Below are 26,584 nucleotides of genomic sequence, written 5' to 3' on the forward strand. Positions count from 1 at the left end.
CCTCGATCGGTCACGCCGGCACCATGCCGCGCAGCGCATAGCCGATAAGATAGGCGATGAGCGCCGCGCCCAGCCCGATCGTCAGCGTCTCCAGCCCGGAAACCCACCAGCGCTGCACCGACCAGCGGCTCTTGATCGAGCCGATCAGAAAGAACACCGAGGCGGTCATCACGAGCGCGATGGGGCTGGCACGGCCGGCTTCGAACAGAAAATAGGGGACGAGCGGTACCGCACCGCACGCAACGAAGGCGGCAAAGGTCGCCAGCGCCGCGGCTCGCGGATCGCGCACATTCTCGCTCAGGCCGAACTCCTCGGTCACCATTGTGGAGATCCAGCGCTCCCGGTCGGCGGTGATCGCCTCGACGGCCCGCTCGAGCGTTTCGCCCTCAAAACCCTTGGCGGCGAAGATCTGGCGGATCTCCTCGCGCTCGCCGTCGGGGTCGGCGGCGATGTGCCGGACTTCCATCTCGCGGGTGCGTTCGAGTTCGTCATGCTCGGTCTTGGTCGCCGAATAGTTGCCCGCGGCCATCGACACGCCGTCGGCGATCAGATTGGCAAGGCCCAGTATGATGACGATGTTCGCCGAAAGGGCCGCGCCGACGACGCCGGCCACGATGGCGAAGGTGGTCACCGCACCGTCAATGCCGCCATAGACCCAGTCGCGCAGATAGTTGGGCCTTGCGCCCGCGGCGAGCCGCCTGCGAATGGCCGTTGGATGATGGTCGTGTTCGAGCTGGTTCATCTTCGTTCCCCGATCGGCGCAGCCGCCTGCGGCGTTGTTGCCATGCCAGCGGCGACGCGTTAGCAAGGCCGCAGGCGGCATCCTTCGCCCAAGGCCCTTCCCGATGTCCTTCATCTCTTTCGTTGCCAACAATGCCCGTTGGATCGTCGGCGGCTTCCTGCTCACATTTTTTTCGGCCTTCGGCCAGACTTTCTTCATCTCCCTGTCGGCTGGCGAGATCCGCGCCGAATACGGGCTCAGCCATGGCGAGTTCGGCATCCTTTACATGGCATCGACGCTCGCCAGCGCGCTGACGCTGCCATGGCTGGGCCGAATCGTCGACCGATACGGCGCTGCCAAAGTGACGCTGATCATCGTGCCGCTTCTGGCCGCGGGCGCGCTGGGCATGGCGATGTCGACCCATGTGCTGATGCTGGTGATCGTCATCTATGCGCTTCGCCTATTCGGACAGGGCATGATGACGCAGAACGCGCTTACGGCGACGGGGCGATGGTTCGCAGCCAACCGGGGACGGGCGGTCTCGCTGGTCACGCTGGGGCACAATGCCGGCGAAGCGGTGTTCCCGTTCGCCTTCGTCGCGCTGGCGGCGGCGCTCGGCTGGCGCCAGGCGTGGATCGTCGCGGCCGTGGTGCTCGTCGCCGTCGCGCTGCCGGTCATCACCGCGCTTCTGGCGCGCGAGCGCGAGCCGCTGTCGGACGCGCCCGACGAAAAGGCCGTGCCGGTGCGCGACTGGACGCGCGGCGAGGTGCTGCGCGATGCGGCGTTCTGGCTGCTGCTGACCGGCGTTCTGGCGCCGGCCTTCATCGGCACCACCATCTTCTTCCATCAGGTCTATCTGGTCGAACTGCGCGGCTGGTCGCTGTCGGTCTTTGCCTCCTCCTTCGCGCTGATGAGCGTGACGACGATCGTCTTTGCGCTGATGACCGGCGCGCTGATCGACCGGTTTTCGGCGCTGGCGCTGCTGCCGTTCTTCCTGCTGCCGCTCGCGGCGGCCTGTTTCGCGCTCGGCCTCGCCGAGGCGCAATGGACCGCCTTCGTGTTCATGGGGCTGCTGGGCGTGTCCTACGGGCTCTCCTCGACGATGATGGGCGCGATCTGGCCCGAAGCCTACGGCACCGCCCGGCTCGGCGCGATCCGGGCGATCGTGGTCGCCTTCATGGTGTTCGCAACCGCCATGGGGCCGGGCGTGACGGGCACGCTGATCGATCTTGGCGTCAGCTATCCGGGCCAGATCGTCGCCATGGGGTTTTATTGCCTGGCAATCTCGGCGGTCATGCTGATCGTCTCGCGAAGGCTGGTCGCGCGGCGCGATGCGCACGCGCTTGCCAACCAGCCGACGGTTCCGTAAGCGGGCGCCATGAGTGTCACCGTCCGCTTCGCGCCGTCGCCGACCGGCCATATCCATATCGGCAATGCCCGCACGGCGCTGTTCAACTGGCTTTTCGCACGCCAGCGCGACGGGCGGTTCATCCTGCGCTTCGACGACACGGACGTGGCGCGCTCGAAGGCCGAATACGCCGCCCAGATCGAGGCCGATCTGCGCTGGCTGGGCATCGCGCCCGACCGGATCGTCCATCAGTCGCAGCGCATGGCCGCCTATGACGCGGCGGCCGAGACGCTGAAGAAAGCCGGCCTGCTCTATGCCTGCTACGAGACGCCCGAGGAACTCGAGCGGCGGCGCAAGATCCGCCTGTCGCGCAAGCTGCCGCCGGTCTATGGCCGCGAGGCGCTGAAGCTGACCGACGACGAAAAGGCGGCGCTCGAAGCCGAGGGGCGCCGGCCGCACTGGCGCTTTGTGCTGCCCAATTTCGCCGACGATCCGTTCGCGCCGCAGCGCACCGAAAGGCGCTGGGACGATGTGGTGCGCGGGGAGCAGGCGGTCGATCTGGCCTCGATGTCGGACCCGGTGCTCATCCGCGCCGACGGCAGCTATCTGTACACCCTGCCGTCGGTGGTCGACGACATCGAGATGGGCGTCAGCCACGTCATTCGCGGCGACGACCATGTCACCAATACCGGCGTGCAGATCGCCCTGTTCGAGGCACTGGGCGCTGGCGCGCCGGCCTTCGGTCACCACAACCTGCTGACGACGGCGACCGGCGAGGGGCTTTCCAAGCGCACCGGCGCGCTGTCGATCCGCGCGCTGGCCGAGGCCGGCTACGAGCCGATGGCGGTGGCGAGCCTGGCGGTGCTCACGGGCAGTTCGGCCGCCGTTTCGGCCGTGCCCGACATGGCGGCGCTGGCCGCCGCGTTCGACATCACCGCCACCTCGCGTTCGGCGGCGAAGTTCGATCCGGCCGATCTGGACGGGCTCAACGAGACGCTGGTGCACGATCTGCCGTTCGAGGCGGTGCGCGAGCGGCTCGCCGCCGCGGGCGTCGACGTGGACGATCGGCGCGCCGCGCCGTTCTGGCGGCTGATACGCCGCAACGTGAAGAAGGTCGCCGAGGCGGGCGCCTGGTGGCCGATCCTCACCCAGGGGCCGGCGAAGGAGGCCGCGCTCGAAGGCGAGGATCTCGCCTATACGCGGAAGGCCTTCGACCTTTTGCCCCCGGGCAATGTCGATGGCGAGACCTGGAAGGCGTGGACCGATGCGGTGAAGGCGCAGACCGGCCGCAAGGGGCGGGCGCTGTTCATGCCGCTCAGGGTCGCGATCACGGGCCGGACCGCCGGTCCGGAGCTCGCAGATCTATTGCCTCTTCTGGGTCGGGAAGAAATTGCCCGCCGACGACCCTGATGTCCTCGCGCCGGTCGGCCACGTCGTAGACCTCGCCAACCTCGACCGTGCGCGCGATGTCGGCCAGAAGCCCGGGCGTCATGGTGTGCCGGGTCATCGTCGCGGTTTCGGGATCGGCGGCCAGATCGGGCCGGCCCTGCGGGCGCGGCATGTCGGCAAGCGGCTCGCCGGCCGGCGCATCGGCCTGCTTGCCGGGCGCGATGATGCCGGCAACGCCGATGGCGCCGGGGTCCGGGCGGCCGCAAGTGCAATCGGCTCGGCGCGGCTTGTCGCGGAACTCGAAGGCGGTCTCAAGGTCGGTATAGGCCGTGCCGTCGAGGGCGATCATCGACATCGGGGCATTGTCGGCGCCGCTTGGATGGGCGAACAGCCTGGTCGGCGCGGCCGGGCACAGCGCCGCGCAGACCGCCCGGTCGCGCTCGAGCGTGTCGCGCCCGGTGGCAAAGGAAATCGGAAAGAAATAGCCGTCGCAGGTGCGCACGCACATCGTGCCCAGCCGGTCCGGGCCGCTCGGCAACGGACCCGGCGTGCGGCGCGGCGTCGCGATCTGCGGGCGCACCGGCGTGCGGGTGCCGGTCTCGCGGCGGATCGAGGCGGTGCGCGTCTGCCGGCCGGAATCGCAGGCGCGCGACACCGCCTGGCGCAGGCGGGCGATCTCGCGGCGCGAGGCGCCGCCGGCATGGCTGTCGCGCAGCCGTGTCAGGCGACTCAGATTGGACTGCATGTCGCCCAGCGCGGCCGCGATGGTGCGGCACTGGCGGTCGCGCGAACGGGCGCAGCCAAGGCGGCGATAGTCGCGTTCGGCAATGGCGATCTCGCGGGTCTGGCGGCGGACCGCGTCGGAAAAACGGCGATATTGCGCTGCATTGCCGCCGCCGCGCAGGGCCGAAGCCAGTTCCGCCTGAAGGCCGCGGCACGATTGCGCCATGGCCGGCCCGGCGCCGCCGAGGATCGTGACGACGGCCACCGCCGCGGCAATGGCAAGCAACGCGCAAGGGCGCGACAACACTGTGAACGCACGGACCATCGATACACCGTCTCCCCGCCACCATGATGGCGGACAAACGCCAGCGGACGATTAAGATACGCCCGCAAGCATGGCGCGTGCGGGCTGAATTGAAGATGAACGTTAACGAAGGATGAGGTTCAGGCGTGCGCGGCGCGGGTCTGCGTCTGGGCGCTCTGGCTGGCCTCGACGGCGGCGATGGCCGACATGTTCACCACGCCGCGCGAGGTCACCGAGGTGGTCAGCACGTGGGCGGGACGGGCCGTGCCCAGAAGGATGGGCCCGACATGCAGCGCGTCGGTCATCGTCTTGACCGCGTTGAGCGTGATGTTGGCTGCGTCCAGATCGGGGAAGACCATCAGGTTGGCCTCGCCCTGAAGGATCGAATGGGGCAGCACGCGGGCACGCAGTTCCGGGCTCAGCGCGCTGTCGGCATGCATTTCGCCGTCCACGCACAGATCGGGCGCAATCCGGTGCAGGATTTCGGTTGCCTTGCGCATCTTGGCCGCCGAGGCGCTGTCGCGCGAGCCGAAATTGGAGTGCGAGAGCAGCGCCGCCTTGGGCTCGATGCCAAAGCGCCGGATCTCGGCGGCGGCGAGCACGGTCATCTCGGCAAGTTCCTCGGCGTTCGGTTCGATCGATACATAGGTGTCGGTGTAGAAGGTCACGCCGCGCCCGGAGATCAGCAACGACAGCGCCGACAGGTCGCGCGCCTGCTCGCTGATGCCGACGATATGGCGCACGGTGCGCAGATGCCGCTCATAGCGCCCGTCGAGCCCGCAGATCATCGCGTCGGCCTCGCCGCGCATCAGCGCGATCGCCGAAATGACGGTGGCATTGGTGCGCACCAGCGTGCGCGCGAAATCGGGCGTGTAGCCGAGCCGGCCGCCAACCTCGATCAGATGGTCGACATAGGCGCGGTAGCGCGGATCGTCCTGCGGGTTGATGAGCTCGAAATCCGTGCCGGGGCGGATGCGCAGGCCGTAGCGGCGCAGACGCACATCGACCACTTCGGGCCGGCCGACCAGGATCGGCTGGGCGATCCGATCCTCGAGCACGATCTGGGCGGCGCGCAGCACCCGCTCATCCTCGCCATCGGCATAGATGACCCGCTGCATGCCGGCGCTCTGGGCGGCCGAGATGATCGGCTTCATGACCAGGCCGGAGCGGAAGACGAAGCGGTTGAGCCGGTCGCGATAGGCGTCCATGTCCTCGATCGGCCGGGCGGCGACGCCGCTGTCCATGGCCGCCTTGGCGACGGCCGGCGCGATGCGCAGGATCAGGCGCTGGTCGAAGGGCGAGGGGATGAGATAGTCCGGCCCGAAGATCGGCGTTTCGCCCGAATAGGCGCGCGCGGCAACGTCGGAGGGCTCCTCGCGGGCAAGCTGGGCGATGGCCTGAACGGCCGCGGTCTTCATCGCCTCGTTGATGGTGCGGGCGCCGCAGTCGAGGGCGCCGCGGAAGATATAGGGAAAGCACAGGACGTTGTTGACCTGGTTGGGAAAGTCCGACCGGCCGGTGCAGATCATCGCGTCGGGCCGGGCGGCGCGGGCCTCGTCGGGCATGATCTCGGGCACGGGGTTGGCGAGCGCCATGATCAGCGGCTTGTCGGCCATCTTGTCCAGATAGTCGGGCTTGAGCACGCCCGCCGCCGACAGGCCCAAAAACACGTCGGCGCCGTCGATGGCCTCCTGCAGCGTCCGGCATTGCGTGTCGCGGGCATAAACCGCCTTCCACTTGTCCAGATGGCCGGTGCGCCCGGTGTGCACGACGCCTTCGAGATCGGTGACGAGGATGTTCTCGCGCCGGGCGCCCATGGCGACGAGCAGGTTCAGGCAGGCGATCGCCGCCGCGCCGGCGCCCGAGGTGACGATGCGCGCCTTTTCGAGCGTCTTGCCGGCCAGTTCGAGCCCGTTGACGATGCCGGCGGCGACGATGATCGCGGTGCCGTGCTGGTCGTCGTGAAAGACCGGAATGTTCATCTTCGCGCGCAGACGCTCTTCGAGCTCGAAGCATTCGGGCGACTTGATGTCCTCGAGATTGATGCCGCCGAAGGTCGGCTCGAGCGCGCCGATGACATCGACCATGCGGTCGACCGCCCTGGCATCGATCTCGATGTCGAAGACGTCGATGCCGGCGAACTTCTTGAACAGCACCGCCTTGCCCTCCATGACCGGCTTGGAGGCGAGCGGGCCGATATCGCCAAGGCCGAGCACGGCCGAACCGTTGGAGATGACGGCAACCAGATTGCCGCGCGCGGTGTAGTCGGCCGCGCGCATCGGCTCGTCGGCAATGGCAAGACAGGGCGCGGCGACGCCGGGCGAATAGGCCAGCGCCAGATCGCGCTGGTTGCCCAGCGGCTTGGTGGCGCGGATCTCCAGCTTGCCGGGCACCGGATGCTGGTGGAAGAAGAGCGCATTCTCCTCGAAATCCGACGCGCCCGAGCCCGGCGCGGCTGCATCCTGGCGGTTCATGGCCGCTTCCTTTCCTGTCCGTGGCGGTGAGCGGTAGCGCAGCGCCATGGCCGCGTCGAGTGGCAATGCGTCAAAACAGCTTCACGCCCGCGGCGCGGGGCGCCGGTCAGAACGCGCTCGAATACACCCCGCCATCGAGAAGGATGTTGCGGCCGGTCATGTAGCCGGCATGCGCCGAGCACAGGAACGCGCATGTGGCGCCGAATTCGTGCGGCGAGCCCAGGCGCCCCGCGGGGATGAGCTGTTCCTGCCGCGTCGCTTCCTCCTCGGCGCTCACGCCGTTCTTTTCGGCGGCGAAGGCGATGGTCTGCCGGATGCGGTCGGTGTCGAACTTGCCCGGCAGCAGGTTGTTGATCGTCACGTTCCTTGCGGCGACCGAACGGGCGATGCCTGCGAGGAACGCCGTCAGGCCGGCGCGCGCGCCCGAGGACAGGTCGAGCCCGAGGATCGGCTGATAGACCGAAAGCGAGGTGATGTTGACGATGCGGCCGAAGCCGCGCTCGGCCATGCCGTCGACGGTGCGCTGGATCATCTCGATGGGGGTGACCATGTTCTGCGTGACGCCCTCGAGCAGGGCCTGGCGGTCGAGTTCGCGAAAGTCGCGGAGCGGCGGGCCGCCATTGTTGTTGACCAGGATGTCGGGTTCCGGGCAGGCGTCGAGCAGGGCGTCCTGCGTCGCCTTGAGCGAGACGTCGCCGAGCACCACCTGCACGTTCACGCCATGGGCGCGCAATTGCTCGGCGGTCTGGTCGGTCGTGGCTTCGTTGCGTCCGTTGATGGTCAGGTCGACGCCCTCGCGGGCGAGCGCCTCGGCGCAGCCGCGGCCAAGACCGCGGCTCGACGCGCACACGATGGCTTTCCTGCCCTTCAGTCCCAGATCCATGGCCGATCTCCCTTCCTGATTCCGCAAACCGGTGTAAACGCCTGGCGCGCAAGGTCAATCGCCCGCAGGTTCAGCCCCACAGGGCCGGCTCGGGCGGGTGCACCATGCCGCCATCATAGCGCAACGCCGGCGCGAGGTCGGCGGCGAGCAGCAGCGGGCCGTCGAGATCGACGAAATCGGCGTCGCGGGCGACAAGCACGGCTGGCGCCATGGCCAGCGACGAGCCGAGCATGCAGCCGACCATGACGCCGAAGCCGAGGGCTCGCGCGCGTTCGCGCATGACGATGGCTTCGGTGAGCCCGCCGGTCTTGTCCAGCTTGATGTTGACGACGTCGTAGCGCGCGCGCAGCGCGGCGAGGTCGGCGCTGTCATGGGCGCTTTCGTCGGCGCAGACCGGCACCTTGCGGTCGAGGCCGGCGAGCGCCATGTCCGCGCCGGCCGGCAGCGGCTGCTCGATCAGCGCCACGCCGAGCCGGGCGGCCTCGTCCATCAGGGCGGGCAATTCGGCGGCCGTCCAGCTTTCATTGGCATCGACGATCAGGCGCGCGCCGGCGGCGTGTTCGGCGACCGCGCGCATGCGGGCGATGTCGCCGCCATCGCCGCCGAGCTTGAGCTTGAGGAGTTCATGACCGCGCGCCTTGCGCGTGGCCTCGGCCATGGCGGCCGGCGCATCGAGCGAGATCGTCAGCGCCGTCGGCACGGGATGCGGCGCCGGCAGGCCGGCGAGCGCATGCACCGGGACGCCGGCGCGTTTGGCACGCCAGTCCCACAGCGCGCAGTCGAGCGCGTTGCGTGCCGCGCCCGGCGCCAGCAGGCGCGACAGCCGGGCATGCGGATCGGCCTGGGCCGCATCGATCGGGGGCAGGGCGGCGATCTGGCCGAGCACGCTGTCGACGCTCTCGCCATAGCGCGCATAGGGCACGCATTCGCCGCGGCCGGCGGCGATGCCGTCGCCGACCGTGCACACCACCGTCTCGGCCGCCGCCCTTGCGCCACGGGCGATCCGGAAGGCGCCGGCGATCGGAAAGGTGCAACGTTCGGCGCTGATCGCCAGGGCTGACGGCATCGGCTTCTCCCGGCAAGGGCGTGGCGGCCCGCATCGATAAGCGGCGCGGTGTTGCCCGATTGCTGCTGACGTGCCGGGCAGGCGGGGTTAAACAGGCACGATGAAGGATGCGTCAAGCCATCGCAACGGGTCCGATGTCCCGCTGGTGCGCGACCATGCGCGCGTGGAATCACGCCTGGAGCGCCAGCATGCCTCGATCGTGCTGGAAGGGGCGTGGCTGACCGGAACGGTCGGCGCGGTCGACGGACCGCTGCTGCGCGCGTTCACGGAGACGGCCAAGCGTCCGGTCCTTGCGCTCGACGCAAAGGCGCTGACCAAGGTCGACACGGCCGGCGCCTGGCTGATCGTGCGCACGATCCGAGCGGCGCAGGCGCGCGGGCAGACCGTGCGGCTGATCGGCATTTCGGCGTCGGCCCAGGCGCTGGTCGACGAGGTGGCGCATTCGGTGTCGGAGCGCGCCGCGCCCGCGCCGGCGCGGCGGCCGGGCTGGATCGTCCAGGGGCTGGCGGCGGTCGGCCGGGCGATGGTCGAATTGCGCGGCGATGCGGTGATGGGCCTTCACATGCTGGGCGCGGCGGTGCGCGGCAGCCAGATGAAGTCGGGCCATCGCAATCCGCTGCCGCTGGCGCCGATCGTCAACCAGATCGACCGCATGGGCATTCGCGCCATTCCGATCATCGTCCTGATGTCGACGATCATCGGCGCGATCATCGCCCAGCAGGGCGCGTTCCAATTGCGTTACTTCGGCGCCGAGATCTTCGTTGTCGATCTCGTCGCCATCCTGGTGCTGCGCGAGATCGGCGTGCTCTTGACCGCGATCATGATCGCCGGGCGTTCCGGCAGCGCCATCACCGCCGAGATCGGCTCGATGAAGATGCGCGAGGAGGTCGACGCGCTGACCGTGATCGGGCTCAACCCGATCGGCGTGCTCGTGTTTCCGCGGCTGGTCGCGCTCGTCATCGCGCTGCCGCTTTTGACCTTTATCGCCAATATGGCCGCGCTGGGCGGTGCGATGTTCGTCGCCCAGACCTATTCGGGCATCTCGCCGGATGCCTTCATCACGCGCACACGCGATGCCATCGATCTGAGCACATTCTATGCGGGGGTGATCAAGGCCCCGTTCATGGCCATCATCATCGGCATCATCGCCTCGGTGGAGGGCATGAAGGTGGGCGGCAGCGCCGAATCTCTGGGCACGCGGGTGACGGCTTCGGTCGTCAAGGCGATCTTCGTGGTGATCGTCGTCGACGGGGCCTTCGCCATGTTCTTCGCGGCGGTTGATTTTTGATGGGAGAGCACCAGGAAGTTGTGATAAGCGCCAGGGACGTTCATGTCCAGTTCGGCGAGTCGGTGGTGCTGCACGATCTCGATCTCGATGTCCTGCGCGGGGAAATCCTTGGATTCGTCGGGGCGTCGGGCACTGGAAAGTCGGTGCTGATGCGCGCCATTTTGGGCCTGACGCCGATGCAGAACGGCCAGATCCTGATCTTCGGCCGCGATGTCGAGCGCCTGGACGAGGACGAGCGCATCGCCGTCGACATGCGGCTGGGCGTGCTGTTTCAGCACGGCGCGCTGTTCTCGGCGCTCACGGTCGCCGAAAACATCGAGGTTCCGATGCGCGAATATGTGCGCCTGCCCAAGGCGCTGATGCGCGAGCTTGCCATCGTCAAGCTGGAGATGGTGGGGCTGAAGGCGGCCGATGCCGACAAGTATCCCTCCGAATTGTCGGGCGGCATGATCAAGCGGGCGGCGCTGGCCCGTGCGCTGGCGCTCGATCCGGACATCGTCTTCCTCGACGAGCCGACCTCCGGGCTCGACCCGATCGGGGCGGCCGAGTTCGACGAGCTGATCGTCAAGCTGCGCGACACGATGGGACTGACCGTCTACATGGTCACGCACGACCTCGACAGCCTGTTCACGGCGGCCGACCGGGTCGCCGTGCTCGGCCAGGGGCGGGTGATCGCCACCGGGACGATCGAGGACATGCTCGAACACGATAATGCCTGGATCAAGTCCTATTTCCGTGGCAAGCGGGCGCGGCTCATGCCGGCGCGGGCGAGCTGAGGGCGATCATGGAAACAAAGGCAAATTACGTTGCAGTGGGCGCGTTCACGGTGCTGGTGTTCGCCGCCGCCTTCGCCTTCGTCTACTGGGTGGCGCGGGTCGATACGGGCGGGGAGACCGCAAGGCTGAACATCGTCATCGAGGGCTCGGTGACGGGCCTGGCCCAGGGCAGCTTCGTCAAGTTCAACGGCATCGATGTGGGCAAGGTGACGCGGCTTTCCTTCGATGCCTCCAATCCGCGCATCGTCATCGCCGAAGCCCAGGTGCGCCGCGACCTGCCGATCACGCGGTCGACCAAGGCCGTGCTGTCGTTCACCGGGCTGACCGGCATCGCCCATATCGAACTGGAAGGGGGCGATGCCGACCAGCCCAATGTCTTTACCCTGGCCGAGCGGCGCGGCGAGGTGGCGACGATCACCGCCGACCCCTCGGCGGTCAACGACCTTCTGGCGACGGCCCAGGACATCGCCGACCGCGCCGACAGCATCCTGTCGGAATTCGAGGGCTTCGTGGCCGAAGCGCGCACGCCGCTGACCCGCGCGGTCAACAATGTCACGGAAGTCACCGACGCGCTGGCGGCCAATGCCGGCCAGCTCGACGAGTTCCTGTCGGGCATGGGCGAACTGGGCGGCTCGCTCGACACGCTGGCGGTGGCGCTCGAAAAGACGCTGTCGGGCGCCGACCGGCTGATCGCGGCCGTCGATCCGGCCGAGGTCGATGCCATCGTCGGCGACGTGCGCCGCTTCACCGGCAATCTGAGCGAAACCTCGGGCGAACTGGACGCCATGGTCGCCTCGGCGCGCAAGACGCTCGAGGGGCTGGAGACAATCGGGGCGCGGGTCGACGGCTCCTTCGACCGGGTGGATACGCTGATCGGCGCGGTCGATCCGCAAGCGGTCAACGAGGCGGTGAACGGCTTTGCCCAGGCCGGCCGCGCCGCGCAGCAGGCCGCCAGCGACGTCTCCGAACTGACCGGGGCGCTGGAGGGCCGGGAGGCGGACATCGACGCCATCTTCGCCAATGTCACCGAGATGTCCGAGCGCCTGAACGCCGCCTCGGTGCGGGTCGACGGCGTGCTGGCCAAGCTCGACGGCTTTCTGGGCGAGGGCGATGCCGGCACGCTGGTGGCCGATGCGGGCGAGACGCTGCGCGCTTTCCGTCAGGTGGCCGATACGCTCAATGCGCGCATGGACGGCATCGCCTCCGGCATCGAGCGGTTCTCGGAACGCGGGCTGCGCGATGTCGAATCGCTGGTCAACGAGACGCGCCGGTCGATCACCCGCATCGAACAGGCCATCACCGCGCTCGAACGCGACCCGCAGCGCCTGATCTTCGGCGGGGATGACGGCGTCAAGCGCTTTGACGGTCGCGTGCGACGCTGATAATCGTTGCGCGGGCGAAATGTTAAGGCCAATGCCCCACAGCAGCGGCCGTCAGAGAAGGTCCCTGTTGTGAGTGAGCGCCCGACACGCATGCCCGCCGAGCGACGATGCGCGGGCCGGCCGAACGGATCGGCCGTCACGCGCCGCGCGCTGGCCGGCTCCATCGCCGCCATCGGTATCGTCCTGTCCGCGTCGGGCTGCAGCGTGCTGGCCGGGTTGCGGCCCGATCCGGATACCTTCGACCTGAACGCCCCCGACGTGGTGGGCGCGCAGCCGGTGCGCCGTGGCGCACAGATCCTGGTGGCCGAGCCGGCGGCGCTCAAGGCCATCGATTCGGAGAACATCGTCGTCGAGGTGTCGCCCTTCGAGATCCAGTATCTGGGCGGGGCGCAATGGGGTGACCGCCTGCCCAGGCTGGTGCAGCGTCGCCTGGCGACGGCCTTCGACAGCGCCGACCGGTTCGCCGGCGTCGGCCTGCCGGGGCAGGGGCTGGCCATCGACTATCAGATCGTCTCGGAGATCCGCCAGTTCGGCATCGACGCGCTGGCCGGTGCCGCCGAGGTGACGCTGGAGGTCAAGCTGCTCGACGACCGCACGGGCAACATCGTCTCCGACCGAACCTTCTCGGCGAGCATGGCAGTGGCGCCAAATTCCAGCAATCGCGCCTATATCGCCGCGCTCAATGCCGCATTCGCCGAAGTCGCCCAGGAGATCGTCGTGTGGGTGACGCGGCGGATATGAACGGTGGGTGCACAGGCGGCGCGACGGTTGCCGCACCGGCTGGCCTTCATGCCGCAAACCGCTGAATTTGCGTCAAGAATCGTCAATCGTCGCGATACACCTTCTCACGCCGTTCGTGGCGCTCCTGAGCTTCCAGCGAAAGCGTCGCGATCGGACGCGCATCGAGCCGCTTGACCCCGATGGGGTCGCCGGTTTCCTCGCAGAATCCGTAGGTGCCATCGTCGATCCGCCTGATCGCCATGTCGATCTTCTTGATCAGCTTGCGCTGGCGGTCGCGGGCGCGCAGTTCGATCGCCCGGTCGGTCTCGGAGGTGGCACGGTCGGCAAGGTCGGGGTGGTTCGAGCTGTCGCGCGCCAGGTTTTCCAGGGTCTCGCGCGATTCGTCCAAAAGGTCGTTCTTCCAGGCGATCAGCTTCTCGCGGAAATAGGCCCGCATGCGATCGTTCATGAACGGTTCGTTCTCGCTGGGCACATATCCATTGATCGTGATTTGGTCGGTCATGGTGTGTTCCCTGCAGCAGGATTGGCCGCTGTATAGTCGGCTGACCGCTGCGCCACAAGTTGCAATTGCGTGAATTGTCCGGCGGCGGGGATGGACAGGGGTGCGCTTGTGGAGCACGGCGAATCGCCTGACTTTTCGGCAACTTGCCCGCCGATCGTCGCGATTGCGCGCGCCGCCCCGGCACGTTATGCGAAAGGGCGCCGATCTGCCGGGGGAAGCCATATGAGCAGGCTGTTTTTGCTGCGCCACGCCAAGGCCGAATGGGCCGAGCCCGGTCAGCGCGATTTCGACCGCGCCCTTTCGCCCTGGGGCGTCGAGGAGGCAAGAGCCATGGGCGCGGCGATGGCCGCCCGCGGGCTCACCCCGCAGCGCGTGATCTGCTCGACCGCCGCCCGGGCGCGCCAGACGATGGATGCCATCAACCAGGCGCACGACCTGTCGTCGGTGACCGAATTCGAGCAGAACCTTTATGGCACCGACGCGCCGGGCTATCTGGAGGTCGCCGCGCGCTCGGGTTTCAACGGCGATCTGATGCTGGTCGGCCACAATCCGATGCTCGAGGACGTCGCCGTGGCACTGGCGGCCGAGGGCGAAGCCGAGGCGATCGAACATCTCAACATGGGGTTCAGGACCGCCGGGCTTGCGATCATTGCCCTTGACGGGCCGATGGGCGCGGTCGAAACGGCGCGCGGCCGGCTCGAGGTCTATCTGACACCGGCCGATCTTTGAGGCCCGTTTCGCGCCGGGCTTTCACGGGCGCGATGCGGCGCCTATATGGCGCGCAACGACAACCGGCAAGGACGGGGACGAGACCCATTGGCTGGCCTGACATCGCTGGGCGATGAAGCCCTGATCGCCCTTGATACGGCGGCCGGCCGGGCGAACGCGCTGGTCAACCCCAATGTCCGGCTCGGCGTGACCGGCCTGTCGCGCGCGGGCAAGACGATCTTCATCACCGCGCTCGTGCACAACCTCATCCATGGCGGGCGGCTGCCGATGTTCGACGTCGTGCGCTCGGGGCGGCTGGCGCGCGCCTTTCTCGAGCCGCAGCCCGATCACGGCGTGCCGCGCTTTGCCTATGAGGACCACATCAAGGCGCTGGTCGACGATCGCGTGTGGCCGGAATCGACGCGCTCGATCAGCCAGCTGCGGCTGACGCTCGACTACGAGAGCGCGTCGGGCTGGGGACGGATGTTCTCGCGCGGCAATCTGCATGTCGACATCGTCGACTATCCGGGCGAATGGCTGCTCGACCTGCCGCTGTTGGGCAAGGATTTCACCACCTTCAGCGCCGAGGCGCTGGAACGGGCCGGGCAGGGCCGGCGCGCGGACGTGGCGGGCGAGTGGCTCGCCATCGCCGATGCGTTCGACCCGCATGAGGAGGCCGACGAGCTGCGGGTGCAGCAATTGTCCGACGCCTTCCGCGACTACCTCGCCGCCTGCCGGGCCGAAGGGCTCGCCATGTCGACCCTGCCACCGGGACGGTTCCTGATGCCCGGCGACATGGAAGGCTCGCCGGCGCTCACCTTCGCGCCGCTCAAGCATGTCGCATCGCGCGCAAGACCGGGCTCCATGCAGGCCATGATGGCGCGCCGCTACGAGGCCTACAAGACGCTGGTCGTCAAGCCGTTCTTCCGCAGGCACATCACCCGGCTGGACCGGCAGATCGTGCTGATCGACGCCATGGCGGCGATCAATGCGGGCAGCGAATCGGTGGCCGATCTGGAGCGGGCGCTGACCGAGATCCTGGAATGCTTCCGGCCCGGCGCGGGCAACCTGCTGACCTCGCTGTGGCGGCGGCGCATCGATCGCATCCTGGTCGCGGCGACCAAGGCCGACCATCTGCATCACGAAAGCCATGACCGGCTCGAGCGCATCGTCGAGCGGCTGACCGAGCGGGCAACGAAGCGCGCCGGGCTGTCGGGCGCCTCGGTCAAGACCGTGGCGATGGCCGCGGTGCGCGCGACCCGCGAAGCCACCGTCACCGAGGACGGCGAGACGCTGCCGGTGGTGGTCGGCACGCCGATCGCCGGCGAGACCATCGGCGAGGACACATTCGACGGCGAGCGCGAGACGGCGATCTTCCCCGGCGATCTGCCCGAGGACCCCGAACAGCTCTATGCGCAGCGGGCCGAGCCGGGCCAGCGCTTCGTGCGCATGCGCCCGCCCAGACTGGAGACCACCGCCGAGGGGGTGACGCTGTCGCTGCCCCATATTCGCCTGGACAAGGCGCTTCAGTTCCTGCTCGGAGACCGGCTGCAATGAGCGAGGAGCGACAGGGCCGGCCGCCACGCGCCTTTTCGGTGAAGCCCGAGGCGCCCGAAGCGCCCGAAGCGCCCGAAGCGACGCCGAAGACCGAACGCACCGCGCCGCGCAGACCGCGCGCGATCAGCGAGCCGGACCGGATCGAACTGGCCGAGGAGGACTATTTCGCCTCCGAACATCCCGAGGAGGGCACCACGCCGCCGCCCGTGCCCGAGGCTCCGCGCCGGCGCGGGCCGAAGCTCGTGCCGATCGCCGCATCGGCCTTCGGCTTCATCGTCGCGCTGGCGCTGGGGCTGTGGTTCGAGGCGCTGGTGCGCGAATTGTTCGGGCGCAATCCGGTGCTTGGCCAGGCGGCGCTGGTCGCCATCGGCGTTCTGGTTTTGGCACTCATCGCCTTCGTCGCGCGCGAGGTTTCCGCCATCGTCAAGCTGCGCTCAATCGCCGGGCTGCGCCAGGACATCGCCACCGCGCTCGCCGCCGGCAACCGGCGCGACCTTGCCGAGGCGACGCGGCGCCTGGAGGGCCATTTCGCCCATCATCCGAAGACCGCCAGCGGGCGGGCGCGGCTCGCCGAACTGGACGAGGACATCATCGATGCGGACGACCGCCTGGCGCTGGTCGAGACCGAACTGCTCAAGGGGCTGGACGCCGAGGCGCGCGGGCAGGTGATGAATGCGGCCAAACGGGTGTCCATCGTCACGGCCGTGTCGCCGCGCGCGCTCGTCGACATCGGCTACGTGCTCTATGAGAACGTGCGCCTGATCCGCATCATCGCCCAGCACTATGGCGGGCGCACAGGCACCTTCGGCACCATCGCGCTGGTGCGCCGCGTGATCACGCATCTGGCCGTCACCGGCACGATTGCCATCGGCGACGGGCTGGTCCAGCAAATGCTCGGCCACGGCCTCGCCGCCCGGCTATCGGCACGGCTGGGCGAGGGTGTCGTCAACGGGCTGATGACGGCGCGGATCGGGCTGGCGGCGATCGATGTGTGCCGGCCGGCGCCGTTCCACGCGCTCAACAGGCCGCGGATCGGCGATTTCGTCGGCGCGCTGACCGCCGTTGCCGGCACGCGCGACGGAACCACCAAGGTTGATTGATTCCCGGCGAGCCGGTAAGGTTGCAAAAGGATGCATTAACCATTCGCGGCGATGATCCCGGCCGACCGGATCTCCTGGAAAGTGTGTTTCATGTTGCAACGCCTGGCATTGTCGTTTCTCGTTCTCGGCGCAGCTTTGAGCGCCATCCCTTCGGCCCAAGCGGATACCACGCGCGATGCCAAGTTCTTCCAGAAGATCGAGGGCAAGTGGCGCGGTCCGGGCGAGATCGTCGCCGGCAAATACAAGGGCACCAAGTTCATCTGCGAGTTCGACGGCGCAACGCCGGCCGCCGATATCGGCATGTCGCTCGATGGCGGCTGCCGGGTCGGCGTGTTCACGCAGAAAATGTCGGCCAGCGTCAGGCGCCAGGGCCGCAGCTATCGCGGCACCTTTCTTGACGGGGCGGACGGCGAGGGGCTCGATGTCACCGCCGGCAATGTCAGCACCGACCGTGTGGCGCTGACGCTCAACCGCAACGACCTCAAGGGCGCCATGCTCGCCCGTCTCGCCGACCAGGACACGCTCAACATCACCGTGTCGGTGCATGTGGGCGACGAACTGGTGCCGGTGATCGGCATGAGCCTCGATCGGCTCGACGGCGTGCGCGTCGGCTCCATCGACTGACCGAGCGGACCGGGCGGACCGGGCGGGCGCCGGACAGGGCGGTCGCTCCGGATGCCCGGTGGCCGGTGCGCGCACCTTCCAGGGCGGTCGCGTTCCGGTCTCCGCGGCGATGTCGCGTCATGGCCGGCGCGGTCAGCTTGCCCGCGGCACTTCCAGCCGATGCTGCGTCCTGACGATTCCGGTGCGATCGATGCGGTCGGCCGCATCGCCGATGCGGTGGCCGGCGATCACGCGGTCGCCGGCGATGTCGGCCAGCGGCACCAGCACGAAGCCGCGATCGAACATGCGCGGATGGGGAATGGTGAGCCGGTCGGTCGTCACCGTCAGCGCGCCATAGACCAGAATGTCGATATCGAGCGTGCGCGGCCCCCAGCGTTCGGTTCGCTCCCGGCCGGCGCCGCGCTCGATCTGCAGGACGACATCCATGAGGGCGTGCGGCGTCAGCCGGGTTTCGAGCGCCGCGCAGGCGTTCAGGAAGCGCGCCTGGTCGGTGATGCCCCAGGGCGGGGTCGAATAGACCGGCGAGACGGCCGCGACCGTGCAATCGGCGCGGTCGTCGAGTGCGTCGAGCGCGGCCTGCATTGTCGCCGGAACGTCGCCGACATTGCCGCCAAGACCGACGAGCACCCGCACGGGCTCACGCATCATGGGCAACGCGCACCTCGATATGGTCGAGCACGCCCTGCACCGGCGCGTGGGGCTTGCGCAGGGTGATCTCCGCGCGGCGGACCTGCGCGAAACGGGCGCACAGCGCCTTGGCGATGTCGAGCGCCAATGCCTCGATCAGAAAGCGCCGCCTGCCGGTGATGATGCGTTCGATCTCGGCATAGGCAATGCCGTAATCGACGGTATCGGCGATCCGATCGTCCTCCAGCGCCCCGCTCGGTTCGACATGCATCACCGCGTCGACATAAAAGCGCTGGCCCAGGAACTCCTCCTGGTCGAACACGCCGTGACGCGCAAAGAACGCGCAATTGATCATCCGGATCTCATACATCGGGGCCGAACGTCCCGTCTGCGGCGAGCATCGCATCGGTCATCGACAGCGCATCCATGTTCGCCGCAACATCGTGCACGCGCAGCAGCGCCGCGCCCTTGTAGCGCAACAGCGCTGTCGTCGCCGCGGTTCCGATATCGCGCGCGGGCGCCTCGCGGCCGGTGACATGGCCGATGAAGCGCTTGCGGCTGGTGCCCGCCATCAGCGCAAAGCCGAGCGCGTGCAGTTCTTCAAAACGCGCCATCAGCGCCAGATTGTGCGCGGCGTCCTTGGCAAAGCCGAAGCCGGGGTCGAGCACGATCCGGTCCTCGGCGATCCCGGCCGCCAGGGCGGTCTCGACCGAGCGCGACAGGAAGGCGCGCTGATCGTCGATCGGGTCGGGCAGGGGGTGGCGCTCGCGTCCGGTGTGCATGAGCACGATGCCGGCGCCATGGTCGGCGACCATGCGCGCCAGCTCAGGATCCTTCTGCAAGCCCCAGACATCGTTGACGATATGGGCGCCGGCCATCAGCGCCGCCCGTGCCGTGTCGGCGCGATAGGTGTCGACCGAAACGGGCGTGTCGGGCAGTGCGGCGAGCACGCCCCGCAGCACCGGCATGAGCCGGGCGCGTTCGGTCTCGCCGTCGATCGGAGCGGCGCCGGGCCTGGTGCTCTCGGCGCCCAGATCGACCAGGCTCGCGCCCTGGGCGGGCATGGCGCGCGCGGCGGCGATCGCGCCGGAATGGTCGGCGAACCGGCCGCCGTCGGAAAAGCTGTCAGGCGTCAGGTTGACGATGCCCATCAGGTGACCGCGCGGGCCTAGGGGCAGGGTGCGTCCGCCGCCGATCCGCCACAGGCGCGGTGCGAAGATCGCGCTCACCGGGCTCGCCATGCGCCCTGCGCGCGTCCGCCGCTCAAGCCTGCTGCTCGGGAACGTGGACGACGAGTCCGTCGAGTTCGTCGCTCATCTTGATCTGGCAGGACAGGCGCGAGGTCGGCTTGGGCTCGTAGGCGAAGTCGAGCATGTCCTCCTCCATGATGTCGGGCTGGCCGACCTTTTCGGTCCAGGCGTCGTCGACATAGACATGGCAGGTGGCGCAGGCACAGGCACCGCCGCACTCGGCCTCGATGCCGGGCACCGCGTTGCGGATGGCGTTCTCCATCACCGTTGAACCCGTCTCGGCATCCAGTTCGAACCGTGTTCCGTCAAAGGCGACGAGCGTCAGCTTGGGCATTCCGGTCTCCGGCAGGAGGTGCGCCGCAGCGCACAATCAAACAGCCCCGCGACTTAGCCGCTCGCCTCCGATTGTCAAGAAGGATGGGCCGCTTGGCCATCGTGCCGCAGCCGGCGCACCGCTCAGCGCAGGAGCGAATTGATGTAGTCGCAGGTCCTGTCGATCTCGCGCAGCAGCGCGCGCAGGGCCCTCGTCTCGTGCGGGGCGTGTTCGAGCGCGCTCGCCCGCTCGGCGACCTTGCGGGCACCGACGGCCCGTGCGGCGCCCTTGAGCGTATGCGCGTTCCGGCGCCGCGATTCGGCATCGGCCTGGCCGCGCACCGTTCGGGCGATCGCGGCGGACTGGCGCAGGAACAGCCGCAAAACCTCCTCTTCGAGGCCCCGATCACCTCCTGTCTGGCGGGCAAGCTGGGCAAGATCGACCGGGCGGCCGCCGCGTAAGGGCTCGGGTTCGCTTTGAGGTGGATAAAAGGCCGGTCGTTCGCTTGCGGGCATTGCGCGTCACCCAGATTGGCCCGACGATGGGATGATCCAGCGTGACGCGAAATCATGGCCAAACGGTTAATGCCGGCCGCACCGGGCGATGGTTAGCAGTGGCCTAAAAACGAACAAAAAATGCCGCCATCACACCTTGCGTTAACTCTATGTTTAAAGTTTCGAGGGCGCGGCCAATATGCTGTTCCATTCTGGCACCTGTCCCTTTACGATGCAATTCAAACAGATAGCGCCATAAGTGCGCCCTGCGTTCCGGGGCGTCGGACAGGCATGATCCATGTGGCGCAGGCGTCATGACCGGGCATCGTCCCGGGTCGAGTAGCAGGTGAGGTTTTGATGGCTGTCAAGAAGAAAGCAGCGAGCCGCGATCGCGACACCGAACAGGCGTTGCACGATGCGCTGGACGCCGAACTGGCGTCGGCCAGCGATGGCGCGCTCGACCTCGATCTCGATTCCGAATTGTCGCTTGACGATTTCGAAGCGCAGATCTCCGAGGCCGCCAGCAAGCTCTCCGACGGCGACAAGCCGGCCGCGACCCGCGGCGCCAGCGCTGCAAGGGCCCGCAAGCCGGCGCGCGCGCCCGAGCCCGCACCGGCGCCGAGCTTCAAGGCAGAGGCGCCGCCACCGCCGGTTTCGGCCGGTGAGGACGAGGAAACCACCGGCTTTGCCGGCTTCCGCCCGGCCAATGACGACAATTCGGACCGCGAATATGCCCGCATCCTGTCCGGCATAAAGTCGGGCTCGTCGAACCTGCCGCTGTACTGGGCGGCCGGCGTCAGCGCGGTGTGGGCGCTGATCGGCCTGGCCCTCATGCAGATGCTCTATGCGCCCGAGATCTGGCAGATGTCCTCGCTGCGCGATCTGCGGGCGATGCCGGGCGTGATGAGCCTTGTGATCGGCATCGTCTTCCCGATTCTCGTGTTCTTCGCCTTTGCGGTGATGGTGCGCCGCGCCAACGAGATGCGCGCCACCGCCAAGTCGATGAGCGAGATCGCCTATCGGCTGGCCGCGCCCGAGAACATCGCCCAGGGGCGCGTCGCCATGGTCGGTCAGGCCGTTCGCCGCGAGGTCGCGGCGATGAGCGAGGGGATCGAACGCACCATCGCGCGCGCCTCCGAACTCGAAGTGCTCATGCAGAACGAGGTGTCCGAACTCGAGCGCGTCTACACCGACAACGAGGTGAAGATGCGCGCGCTGCTGACCGATCTCGGCAATGAGCGCGAGGGCATGATCGCCCATGCCGAACGGCTGCGCGGGTCGATCGCGGGCACGCACGACCAGTTGCGGGAGGAACTGGCCGGTGCCGCCGACGTGATCCGCGAGAACGTGCTGAACGCCTCCACCCAGCTCACCGCGACACTGAACCGGTCCGGCGAGAGCCTGATCGGGTCGATCAACGACAGCGGCGTTGCCATCAACACCGCGATTGCCGAGCGGCTCGAGAACGTCTCCAAGCAGATTACGTCCTCGGGCGAGACGTTCGCGAGCATGCTCGACACCCGTATCGCCAATCTCAACCACGAGACCGAGACCGCTTCGCAGCGCCTGTCCGAGGCGCTCGAAGCGCGCGCGACCGAGTTCGTGCTGCATGTCAGCGAGGCCTCGCGCACGCTCACCAACGAGTTCGATGCGCGCATGGCGGGCCTCGAGACCACGCTGGACAAGCGCGGCGGGCACCTGCTCGAGGAGTTCGAGACACGGATCTCGGCGGTCAACACCGGCACCGAGCGGCTCAATGCGGCGCTCGATACGCGCTCGCGCCAGCTCAACGAGACCCTGGTCGAGCGCACGCGCGCCATCGCCCAGACGCTGTCGGGCGGTGTCAGCGCGATCATCGAATCGGCCGAAGAGGCGCGTACCGGCGTTGCCCGCCAGACCGGCGAGATCCAGACCGCGCTCGCCAAGACGCTGGACGAGCGGGCGGCGAGCTTCGCCAAGTCGCTTGACGGCGTCGCCGACCAGCTCGGCCAAGAGATCGATGTGCGCACCGAAGGCCTGGCCGACCGGTTCAAGGCGGCCACAGAGCGCAGCATCGAGCGGTTGAGCCTTGACGCCGACCAGTTCGCCGCGCGCGTCGACGAAAAGACCGAGGCAGTCTACAACGCCGCTTTCTACAACGTCCAGAAGCTGACCGGCGCGATCGAGGAGCAGACCACCTCGCTCGAACGGCGCACCGAGGACATGGCCTCCAAGGTCATGACCGCCGGCAACACGACTGCCGAGAAGGTCAACGAGAACGTCGACGACTTCCTGCGCCGGCTCGACGAGAAGACGGTTGCGCTTTACGGCGCGGTGACAGCCACCACCGACCGGTTGACCGGGGCGCTCAACGCGCCGGCCAACGACCTGGAGGCCAAGGGCGAGATCCTCGCCCAGCGCCTGAGCGAGGTTTCGGGCGAGATCACCGAAACGGTCAAGGTGCGCACCAATGCGGCGATCGAGACCATGCGCGATTCCACCTCGACGATGGAGCGGGTCTTCTCCGATCACGCCAACGTCATCGACGAGCGTACCGTGACCATGCAGGAAGCGCTGACCATGGGCATCGACAATGTGCGTCGCGTGCTCGAGGACAGCGCGGGCCAGCTCGCCAATTCGCTGCGCGAACGGGCGCTGGAAACCCATCGCATGATCAAGGAGGAGACCGAGCGCGTCGCGGCGCTCGGCGCCGATCAGAACGCGCAGCTCTCGCAATCGCTGGGCGAGATCCTTGCCGATCATCAGCGCAGACTGAGCGACGACATCGCCGCCTATGACCGGCAGATCAACGAACATGCCGCCTCGATCCGTCAGACGCTGGAGGAGACGGCCGGGCCGATGATCGAGCGCCTGGGTGCCGATGGCGAGCGCATCACCTCGCGTCTGGCCGAGGTGTCACAGGCCGCCGCCGACCGGCTCAGCGAGGACAGCGAGCAGATCACCGCCCGCTTGTCGGAGGTCGCGCGCGCGGCCAGCGAGCGCCTCGGAGCCGACAGCGTCCAGGTCTCCGACCTGTTCAACGAGGTCGCACAAAGTGCCATAGACCGGCTGGCGGGCGACAGCGCCCAGGTGGTCGAGCGGCTCAACGACGTGACCCAGACCGCCACCGAGACGCTGTCGACCCAGAGCGCGCAGATCACCGATCTGTTCGCCGAGGTGACCCAGCGCGCGACCGAGCGGCTGGGCAGCGACAGCGCGCATATCACCACCCGCATGGCGGAAGTGGCGCAGACGGCCACCGAGCGGCTGAGCGCCGACAGTGCGCAGATCACCGACATGTTCGGCGAGGTCGCCAACAAGACGGCCGAGCGGTTCGGCGCCGACAGCGCCCATATCGCCGACCGCCTGACGGAGATCACACGCTCGGCGGTCGAGAAGCTGACCACCGAAAGCGACGAGATCACCGGGCGTTTCAACGAGGTGACCAGCCGCGCGACGGCCCAGCTCACCGGCGAGACCTCGCAGGTCGCCGACCGTCTGAGCGAGCTGACGCAAACCGCTTCCGAGCGCCTGACCAATGACAGCGCCCAGGTGACCGAACTGTTCAGCGAGGTCACCCAGCGCCTGACCGGCCAGTTGACCACCGACAGCGCGCTGATCGCAGAACGGCTGACGGAACTGGCCCAGTCGGCCACCGAAAAGCTCTCGACCGAGAGCCTGCAGGTCACCGAGATGTTCGGCGAGGTCAGCCAGCGGACGACCGAGCGGCTGGGCACGGAAAGCGCCCAGATGGCCCAGAAGCTGGCCGAGATCGCCCAGGCCGCGTCCGAACAGCTGACCAATGACGGCCGGCAGATCACCGACCTGCTCAACGAGGTCTCGCAGTCGGCCACCGACCGGCTGGGGACCGACAGCGCGCAGATCGCGACCATGCTCAACGAGGTGGCGCAGGCCGCGACCGAGCGGCTGGGCACCGAGGGCGCCGAGATCGCTTCGATGCTGTCCAACGTCGCCCAGTCGGCCGCCGACCGGCTGCGCACGGAAAACGAGAACGTGCTGGCGGCACTGACCGACCAGACCGAAAGGACGGTCAGCGCGGTCAACGACAACGCCAACACCTTCCTGCGCCGGCTCGAGCAGCGCACCGCGGCCATTCATGGCGCGGTCATCGCCACGTCCGAGCAGCTCACCGCCGCGCTTGACGCACCGGCCAGCGAACTGAACGCCAAGACCGACGAACTGGCCCGGCAGCTCGACGGCATCAGCCGCGAGATCGCCGAGGCCGTCGATGCGCGCACCAACGAGACGATCGAGCGGCTTCGGGCCTCGGCCGGCGCGCTCGAACAGGCGATCGGCGAGCAGGCCGGCGTCATCGACGAGCGCACGAGCACGATGCAGAACGCGTTGTCGGTGGGCGTCGATCACGTGCGCCGCGTGCTCGAAAGCAGTGCCGGCGATCTGGCCGGTATCCTGCGCGAGCGCGTGGCCGAAACGCGCAAGGCGATCAGGGAGGAGACAGACCGCGTCGCCGAACTTGGCGCCGAGCAGGGCGAGTCGATCGCCGCACGGCTGGGCGAGATCCTGGCACGCCACCAGGCGGCCCTGAGCGAGGATGTCGCGCGCTATGACCGGGAGATCGCGACCCACGCCGAAGCGATCCAGAAGACGCTGGAGACGACGGCGGCGCCGCTGATCGAGCAGTTGGGCGCCGATGGCGAAAAGGTCGCCGCCCAGCTCGGCCAGGCCACACAGGCCGCCGCCGAGCGGCTCAAGAGCGAAAACGAGGCCCTGGTCACCGCGCTCGCCAACCAGACGGTGGACACGATTACCGCCGTCGAGACGATGCAGGGCAATCTGAGCAGCAAGGTCGACGATCTGCTGCAGCGCCTTCAGGCGTCCAATGGCGAACTGGGCTCGCTGATCGAGACCGCATCGACCAATCTGGGCTCGCTGGAGGGCAGGCTCGGTGAACAGACGCGCAATCTCGACACCCGGATCGGCAAGATCGCCGAGAATCTGGGCGCGTCGGTCTCGCTTCTGGGCACCAATGCCGACAAGCTCGATGTCGTCTCCTCGCGCACGCTGACCGATGTGGGCGCCATTGCCGAGCGGTTCAACGAGCATTCCAAGGTGCTCGAATCGGCCTCCGACCTGCTCGGCAAGGCCCAGTCCAATCTGAACGGGCAGCTGGAGGATCGCGGCAAGGCGCTCGAGCGGCTCGCTTCGGGGCTTTTGAACAAGTCCGAGGAGATCCAGAAACTGCTCGGCTCGCTGGAAGGCGTCATCACCAAGTCGGTGGGCTCGATCGGCAAGACAGCCAAGGATTCCACCGAACGCCTGTCCGGCGAACTGCGCAAGACGACCGAGACGGCCGTCCAGCAATTCGTCAAGGCGACCGAGGACATGCGGCGCGCCTCCACCGACATACGCAGCGACCTGGAGGCCACCCGCAAGGAGGTCAAGCGCGGCGTGCTCGAACTGCCCGAGGAAACCCGCGAAAGCGCCAACGCCATGCGCAAGGCGGTGACCGAGCAGATCAACGCGCTCAAGGAGTTGTCGCGCATCGTCGACGAATCGGGCCGCGCCTTTGACAGGGGGGACCGATCGGCGGGAAAAAAGTCGCAGGTCCGGGCGGATGATGGCGGCAATGCCGCACCGTCCGGACAGATCGCTGCCGCTGCCGCCGCACCGGCCGCCACAGCACAGCGCAACGAGACCGTCGAACTGCGCGGGTCGATGACCGGCACGCATGGGCCGGCGACCGGCTTGGCGCAGGTTTCACGGGCGGCGTCCGCCCCGGTGACGACGACGCGCAGCGCGCCGGCGTCGGGCAATGGTCAGGACTCGGGCGGCTGGGTTCGCGACCTGTTGCGCCGCGCCTCCAGCCAGGAGGATGTGCAACCGGCGGCGGCGAACGAGGCCGGCTCGTTGAACTCGCTGTCCCAGGACATCACGCGGGCGATCGATCACGACACCGCCGCCCATGCATGGCAGCGCCATCGCAATGGCGAGCGTGGCGTGTTCACCCGGCGGCTCTACACGCTCAACGGCCAGAGGACGTTCGACGAGATCAAGGCCCGCTATGGCAACGATGCCGGCTTCAAGGCCTCGGTCGACCGCTATGTGCAAGACTTCGAGCGCCTGCTGAAGGATGTCGAGCGCACCGACCGCGACGGCACGACGGTGCAGACCTACCTGACTTCGGATACGGGCAAGGTCTACACCATGCTGGCCCATATAAGCGGCAATCTGGGCTAGCGGTCCGATTCCGGCATTTGCATCCCACGGGTATCATCCAGGTCTGCAAATGCCGGGATCGCGGGACCGCAGATGACGCGTTGATCTGCGTGAACCTTCGAGGTTCACGATCGGAT

22 protein-coding genes are annotated in these 26,584 nt (G+C 68.0%); 11 read left to right on the plus strand and 11 right to left on the minus strand.

What is annotated here, in order from left to right:
- Positions 1-10 precede the first annotated feature (10 nt).
- On the minus strand, positions 11-742 hold the full coding sequence (locus RBB34_RS11385) for a VIT1/CCC1 transporter family protein (protein ID WP_306119345.1): 732 nt from the start codon (positions 740-742) through the stop codon (positions 11-13).
- 103 nt (positions 743-845) lie between these two features.
- On the opposite strand from RBB34_RS11385, the gene RBB34_RS11390 reads away from it, so the two are divergent.
- Positions 846-2,090 carry an MFS transporter gene (locus tag RBB34_RS11390; RefSeq protein WP_306119346.1) on the plus strand — a complete coding sequence of 415 codons (1,245 nt, stop codon included), beginning with the start codon at positions 846-848 and terminating at the stop codon, positions 2,088-2,090.
- Positions 2,091-2,099: 9 nt separating this feature from the next.
- The gene (gene gltX / locus RBB34_RS11395) at positions 2,100-3,479 is read left to right on the plus strand and encodes a glutamate--tRNA ligase (protein ID WP_306119347.1); all 1,380 of its coding nucleotides are present in this window, start codon (positions 2,100-2,102) and stop codon (positions 3,477-3,479) included.
- On the opposite strand, the gene RBB34_RS11400 is transcribed toward gltX, so the two are convergent.
- The 4 genes from RBB34_RS11400 to dgcA form a co-directional block, all read right to left on the minus strand.
- On the minus strand, positions 3,397-4,506 hold the full coding sequence (locus tag RBB34_RS11400; RefSeq protein ID WP_306119348.1) for a DUF2865 domain-containing protein: 1,110 nt from the start codon (positions 4,504-4,506) through the stop codon (positions 3,397-3,399). The two genes, gltX and RBB34_RS11400, sit on opposite strands and share 83 nt — an antisense overlap.
- Before the next feature lie 119 nt (positions 4,507-4,625).
- Positions 4,626-6,959: an NADP-dependent malic enzyme gene (locus tag RBB34_RS11405; RefSeq protein WP_306119349.1), complete on the minus strand. Its 2,334-nt coding sequence runs from the start codon at positions 6,957-6,959 to the stop codon at positions 4,626-4,628.
- A gap of 106 nt (positions 6,960-7,065) precedes the next feature.
- The gene (locus tag RBB34_RS11410; RefSeq protein WP_306119350.1) at positions 7,066-7,842 is read right to left on the minus strand and encodes an SDR family oxidoreductase; all 777 of its coding nucleotides are present in this window, start codon (positions 7,840-7,842) and stop codon (positions 7,066-7,068) included.
- 70 nt (positions 7,843-7,912) lie between these two features.
- The gene (gene dgcA, locus RBB34_RS11415; RefSeq protein WP_306119351.1) at positions 7,913-8,908 is read right to left on the minus strand and encodes an N-acetyl-D-Glu racemase DgcA; all 996 of its coding nucleotides are present in this window, start codon (positions 8,906-8,908) and stop codon (positions 7,913-7,915) included.
- Between the two features lie 100 nt (positions 8,909-9,008).
- On the opposite strand from dgcA, the gene RBB34_RS11420 reads away from it, so the two are divergent.
- From RBB34_RS11420 to RBB34_RS11435, 4 genes are all read left to right on the plus strand, one after another.
- A complete protein-coding gene (locus RBB34_RS11420) occupies positions 9,009-10,196 on the plus strand; it encodes an ABC transporter permease (RefSeq protein WP_306119352.1) in 1,188 nt (395 codons plus the stop codon).
- On the plus strand, positions 10,196-10,972 hold the full coding sequence (locus RBB34_RS11425) for an ABC transporter ATP-binding protein (protein WP_306119353.1): 777 nt from the start codon (positions 10,196-10,198) through the stop codon (positions 10,970-10,972). Before RBB34_RS11420 ends, RBB34_RS11425 begins: the two co-directional genes overlap by 1 nt.
- A gap of 8 nt (positions 10,973-10,980) precedes the next feature.
- Positions 10,981-12,354, plus strand: coding sequence for an MlaD family protein (locus RBB34_RS11430; RefSeq protein WP_306119354.1), 1,374 nt, complete (start codon positions 10,981-10,983; stop codon positions 12,352-12,354).
- Between the two features lie 69 nt (positions 12,355-12,423).
- Positions 12,424-13,095, plus strand: a complete 672-nt coding sequence (locus RBB34_RS11435; protein ID WP_306119355.1) for an ABC-type transport auxiliary lipoprotein family protein — start codon at positions 12,424-12,426, stop codon at positions 13,093-13,095.
- An 82-nt stretch (positions 13,096-13,177) separates the two neighbouring features.
- Here the strand turns inward: RBB34_RS11435 and dksA are convergent, their stop codons facing one another.
- The gene (gene dksA, locus RBB34_RS11440; RefSeq protein WP_306119356.1) at positions 13,178-13,597 is read right to left on the minus strand and encodes an RNA polymerase-binding protein DksA; all 420 of its coding nucleotides are present in this window, start codon (positions 13,595-13,597) and stop codon (positions 13,178-13,180) included.
- Positions 13,598-13,819: 222 nt separating this feature from the next.
- On the opposite strand from dksA, the gene RBB34_RS11445 reads away from it, so the two are divergent.
- The 4 genes from RBB34_RS11445 (at position 13,820) to RBB34_RS11460 (ending at position 17,586) form a co-directional block, all read left to right on the plus strand.
- Entirely contained in the window at positions 13,820-14,326 is a 507-nt protein-coding gene (locus RBB34_RS11445; protein ID WP_306119357.1) for a histidine phosphatase family protein, read from the plus strand.
- A gap of 87 nt (positions 14,327-14,413) precedes the next feature.
- Positions 14,414-15,862 carry a YcjX family protein gene (locus RBB34_RS11450; RefSeq protein ID WP_306119358.1) on the plus strand — a complete coding sequence of 483 codons (1,449 nt, stop codon included), beginning with the start codon at positions 14,414-14,416 and terminating at the stop codon, positions 15,860-15,862.
- Positions 15,859-16,962 carry a TIGR01620 family protein gene (locus RBB34_RS11455; RefSeq protein ID WP_306119359.1) on the plus strand — a complete coding sequence of 368 codons (1,104 nt, stop codon included), beginning with the start codon at positions 15,859-15,861 and terminating at the stop codon, positions 16,960-16,962. The genes RBB34_RS11450 and RBB34_RS11455 overlap by 4 nt, the downstream gene beginning before the upstream one ends.
- Positions 16,963-17,052: 90 nt before the next feature.
- A complete protein-coding gene (locus tag RBB34_RS11460; protein WP_306119360.1) occupies positions 17,053-17,586 on the plus strand; it encodes a hypothetical protein in 534 nt (177 codons plus the stop codon).
- A gap of 132 nt (positions 17,587-17,718) precedes the next feature.
- Here RBB34_RS11460 and folK read toward each other — a convergent pair whose 3' ends face one another.
- From folK to RBB34_RS11485, 5 genes are all read right to left on the minus strand, one after another.
- On the minus strand, positions 17,719-18,234 hold the full coding sequence (gene folK / locus RBB34_RS11465) for a 2-amino-4-hydroxy-6-hydroxymethyldihydropteridine diphosphokinase (protein ID WP_306119361.1): 516 nt from the start codon (positions 18,232-18,234) through the stop codon (positions 17,719-17,721).
- Complete coding sequence (gene folB / locus RBB34_RS11470) at positions 18,224-18,583, minus strand: dihydroneopterin aldolase (protein WP_306119362.1); 360 nt, start codon at positions 18,581-18,583, stop codon at positions 18,224-18,226. Before folB ends, folK begins: the two co-directional genes overlap by 11 nt.
- The gene (gene folP / locus RBB34_RS11475) at positions 18,576-19,454 is read right to left on the minus strand and encodes a dihydropteroate synthase (protein WP_306119363.1); all 879 of its coding nucleotides are present in this window, start codon (positions 19,452-19,454) and stop codon (positions 18,576-18,578) included. Before folP ends, folB begins: the two co-directional genes overlap by 8 nt.
- 22 nt (positions 19,455-19,476) lie before the next feature.
- Positions 19,477-19,797: a 2Fe-2S iron-sulfur cluster-binding protein gene (locus RBB34_RS11480; protein ID WP_306119364.1), complete on the minus strand. Its 321-nt coding sequence runs from the start codon at positions 19,795-19,797 to the stop codon at positions 19,477-19,479.
- A gap of 122 nt (positions 19,798-19,919) precedes the next feature.
- A complete protein-coding gene (locus tag RBB34_RS11485) occupies positions 19,920-20,291 on the minus strand; it encodes an Hpt domain-containing protein (protein ID WP_306119365.1) in 372 nt (123 codons plus the stop codon).
- Between the two features lie 336 nt (positions 20,292-20,627).
- Between RBB34_RS11485 and RBB34_RS11490 the strand changes: the two genes are divergently transcribed.
- On the plus strand, positions 20,628-26,468 hold the full coding sequence (locus RBB34_RS11490) for a hypothetical protein (RefSeq protein WP_306119366.1): 5,841 nt from the start codon (positions 20,628-20,630) through the stop codon (positions 26,466-26,468).
- The last annotated feature ends 116 nt before the right edge of the window (positions 26,469-26,584 follow it).

The organism is Roseitalea sp. MMSF_3546 (genome assembly GCF_030732865.1).
In the GTDB taxonomy this organism is placed as follows: Bacteria; Pseudomonadota; Alphaproteobacteria; order Rhizobiales; family Rhizobiaceae; genus Roseitalea.

Excerpts from the sequence above, each read along its gene's own strand:
- RBB34_RS11385 (WP_306119345.1), bottom strand. The coding sequence starts at position 742 with ATGAACCAGCTCGAACACGACCATCATCCAACGGCCATTCGCAGGCGG.
- RBB34_RS11390 (WP_306119346.1), top strand. The coding sequence starts at position 846 with ATGTCCTTCATCTCTTTCGTTGCCAACAATGCCCGTTGGATCGTCGGC.
- gltX (WP_306119347.1), top strand. The coding sequence starts at position 2,100 with ATGAGTGTCACCGTCCGCTTCGCGCCGTCGCCGACCGGCCATATCCAT.
- RBB34_RS11400 (WP_306119348.1), bottom strand. The coding sequence starts at position 4,506 with ATGGTCCGTGCGTTCACAGTGTTGTCGCGCCCTTGCGCGTTGCTTGCC.
- RBB34_RS11405 (WP_306119349.1), bottom strand. The coding sequence starts at position 6,959 with ATGAACCGCCAGGATGCAGCCGCGCCGGGCTCGGGCGCGTCGGATTTC.
- RBB34_RS11410 (WP_306119350.1), bottom strand. The coding sequence starts at position 7,842 with ATGGATCTGGGACTGAAGGGCAGGAAAGCCATCGTGTGCGCGTCGAGC.
- dgcA (WP_306119351.1), bottom strand. The coding sequence starts at position 8,908 with ATGCCGTCAGCCCTGGCGATCAGCGCCGAACGTTGCACCTTTCCGATC.
- RBB34_RS11420 (WP_306119352.1), top strand. The coding sequence starts at position 9,009 with ATGAAGGATGCGTCAAGCCATCGCAACGGGTCCGATGTCCCGCTGGTG.
- RBB34_RS11425 (WP_306119353.1), top strand. The coding sequence starts at position 10,196 with ATGGGAGAGCACCAGGAAGTTGTGATAAGCGCCAGGGACGTTCATGTC.
- RBB34_RS11430 (WP_306119354.1), top strand. The coding sequence starts at position 10,981 with ATGGAAACAAAGGCAAATTACGTTGCAGTGGGCGCGTTCACGGTGCTG.
- dksA (WP_306119356.1), bottom strand. The coding sequence starts at position 13,597 with ATGACCGACCAAATCACGATCAATGGATATGTGCCCAGCGAGAACGAA.
- RBB34_RS11445 (WP_306119357.1), top strand. The coding sequence starts at position 13,820 with ATGAGCAGGCTGTTTTTGCTGCGCCACGCCAAGGCCGAATGGGCCGAG.
- RBB34_RS11455 (WP_306119359.1), top strand. The coding sequence starts at position 15,859 with ATGAGCGAGGAGCGACAGGGCCGGCCGCCACGCGCCTTTTCGGTGAAG.
- RBB34_RS11460 (WP_306119360.1), top strand. The coding sequence starts at position 17,053 with ATGTTGCAACGCCTGGCATTGTCGTTTCTCGTTCTCGGCGCAGCTTTG.
- folK (WP_306119361.1), bottom strand. The coding sequence starts at position 18,234 with ATGATGCGTGAGCCCGTGCGGGTGCTCGTCGGTCTTGGCGGCAATGTC.
- folB (WP_306119362.1), bottom strand. The coding sequence starts at position 18,583 with ATGTATGAGATCCGGATGATCAATTGCGCGTTCTTTGCGCGTCACGGC.
- folP (WP_306119363.1), bottom strand. The coding sequence starts at position 19,454 with ATGGCGAGCCCGGTGAGCGCGATCTTCGCACCGCGCCTGTGGCGGATC.
- RBB34_RS11480 (WP_306119364.1), bottom strand. The coding sequence starts at position 19,797 with ATGCCCAAGCTGACGCTCGTCGCCTTTGACGGAACACGGTTCGAACTG.
- RBB34_RS11485 (WP_306119365.1), bottom strand. The coding sequence starts at position 20,291 with ATGCCCGCAAGCGAACGACCGGCCTTTTATCCACCTCAAAGCGAACCC.
- RBB34_RS11490 (WP_306119366.1), top strand. The coding sequence starts at position 20,628 with ATGGCTGTCAAGAAGAAAGCAGCGAGCCGCGATCGCGACACCGAACAG.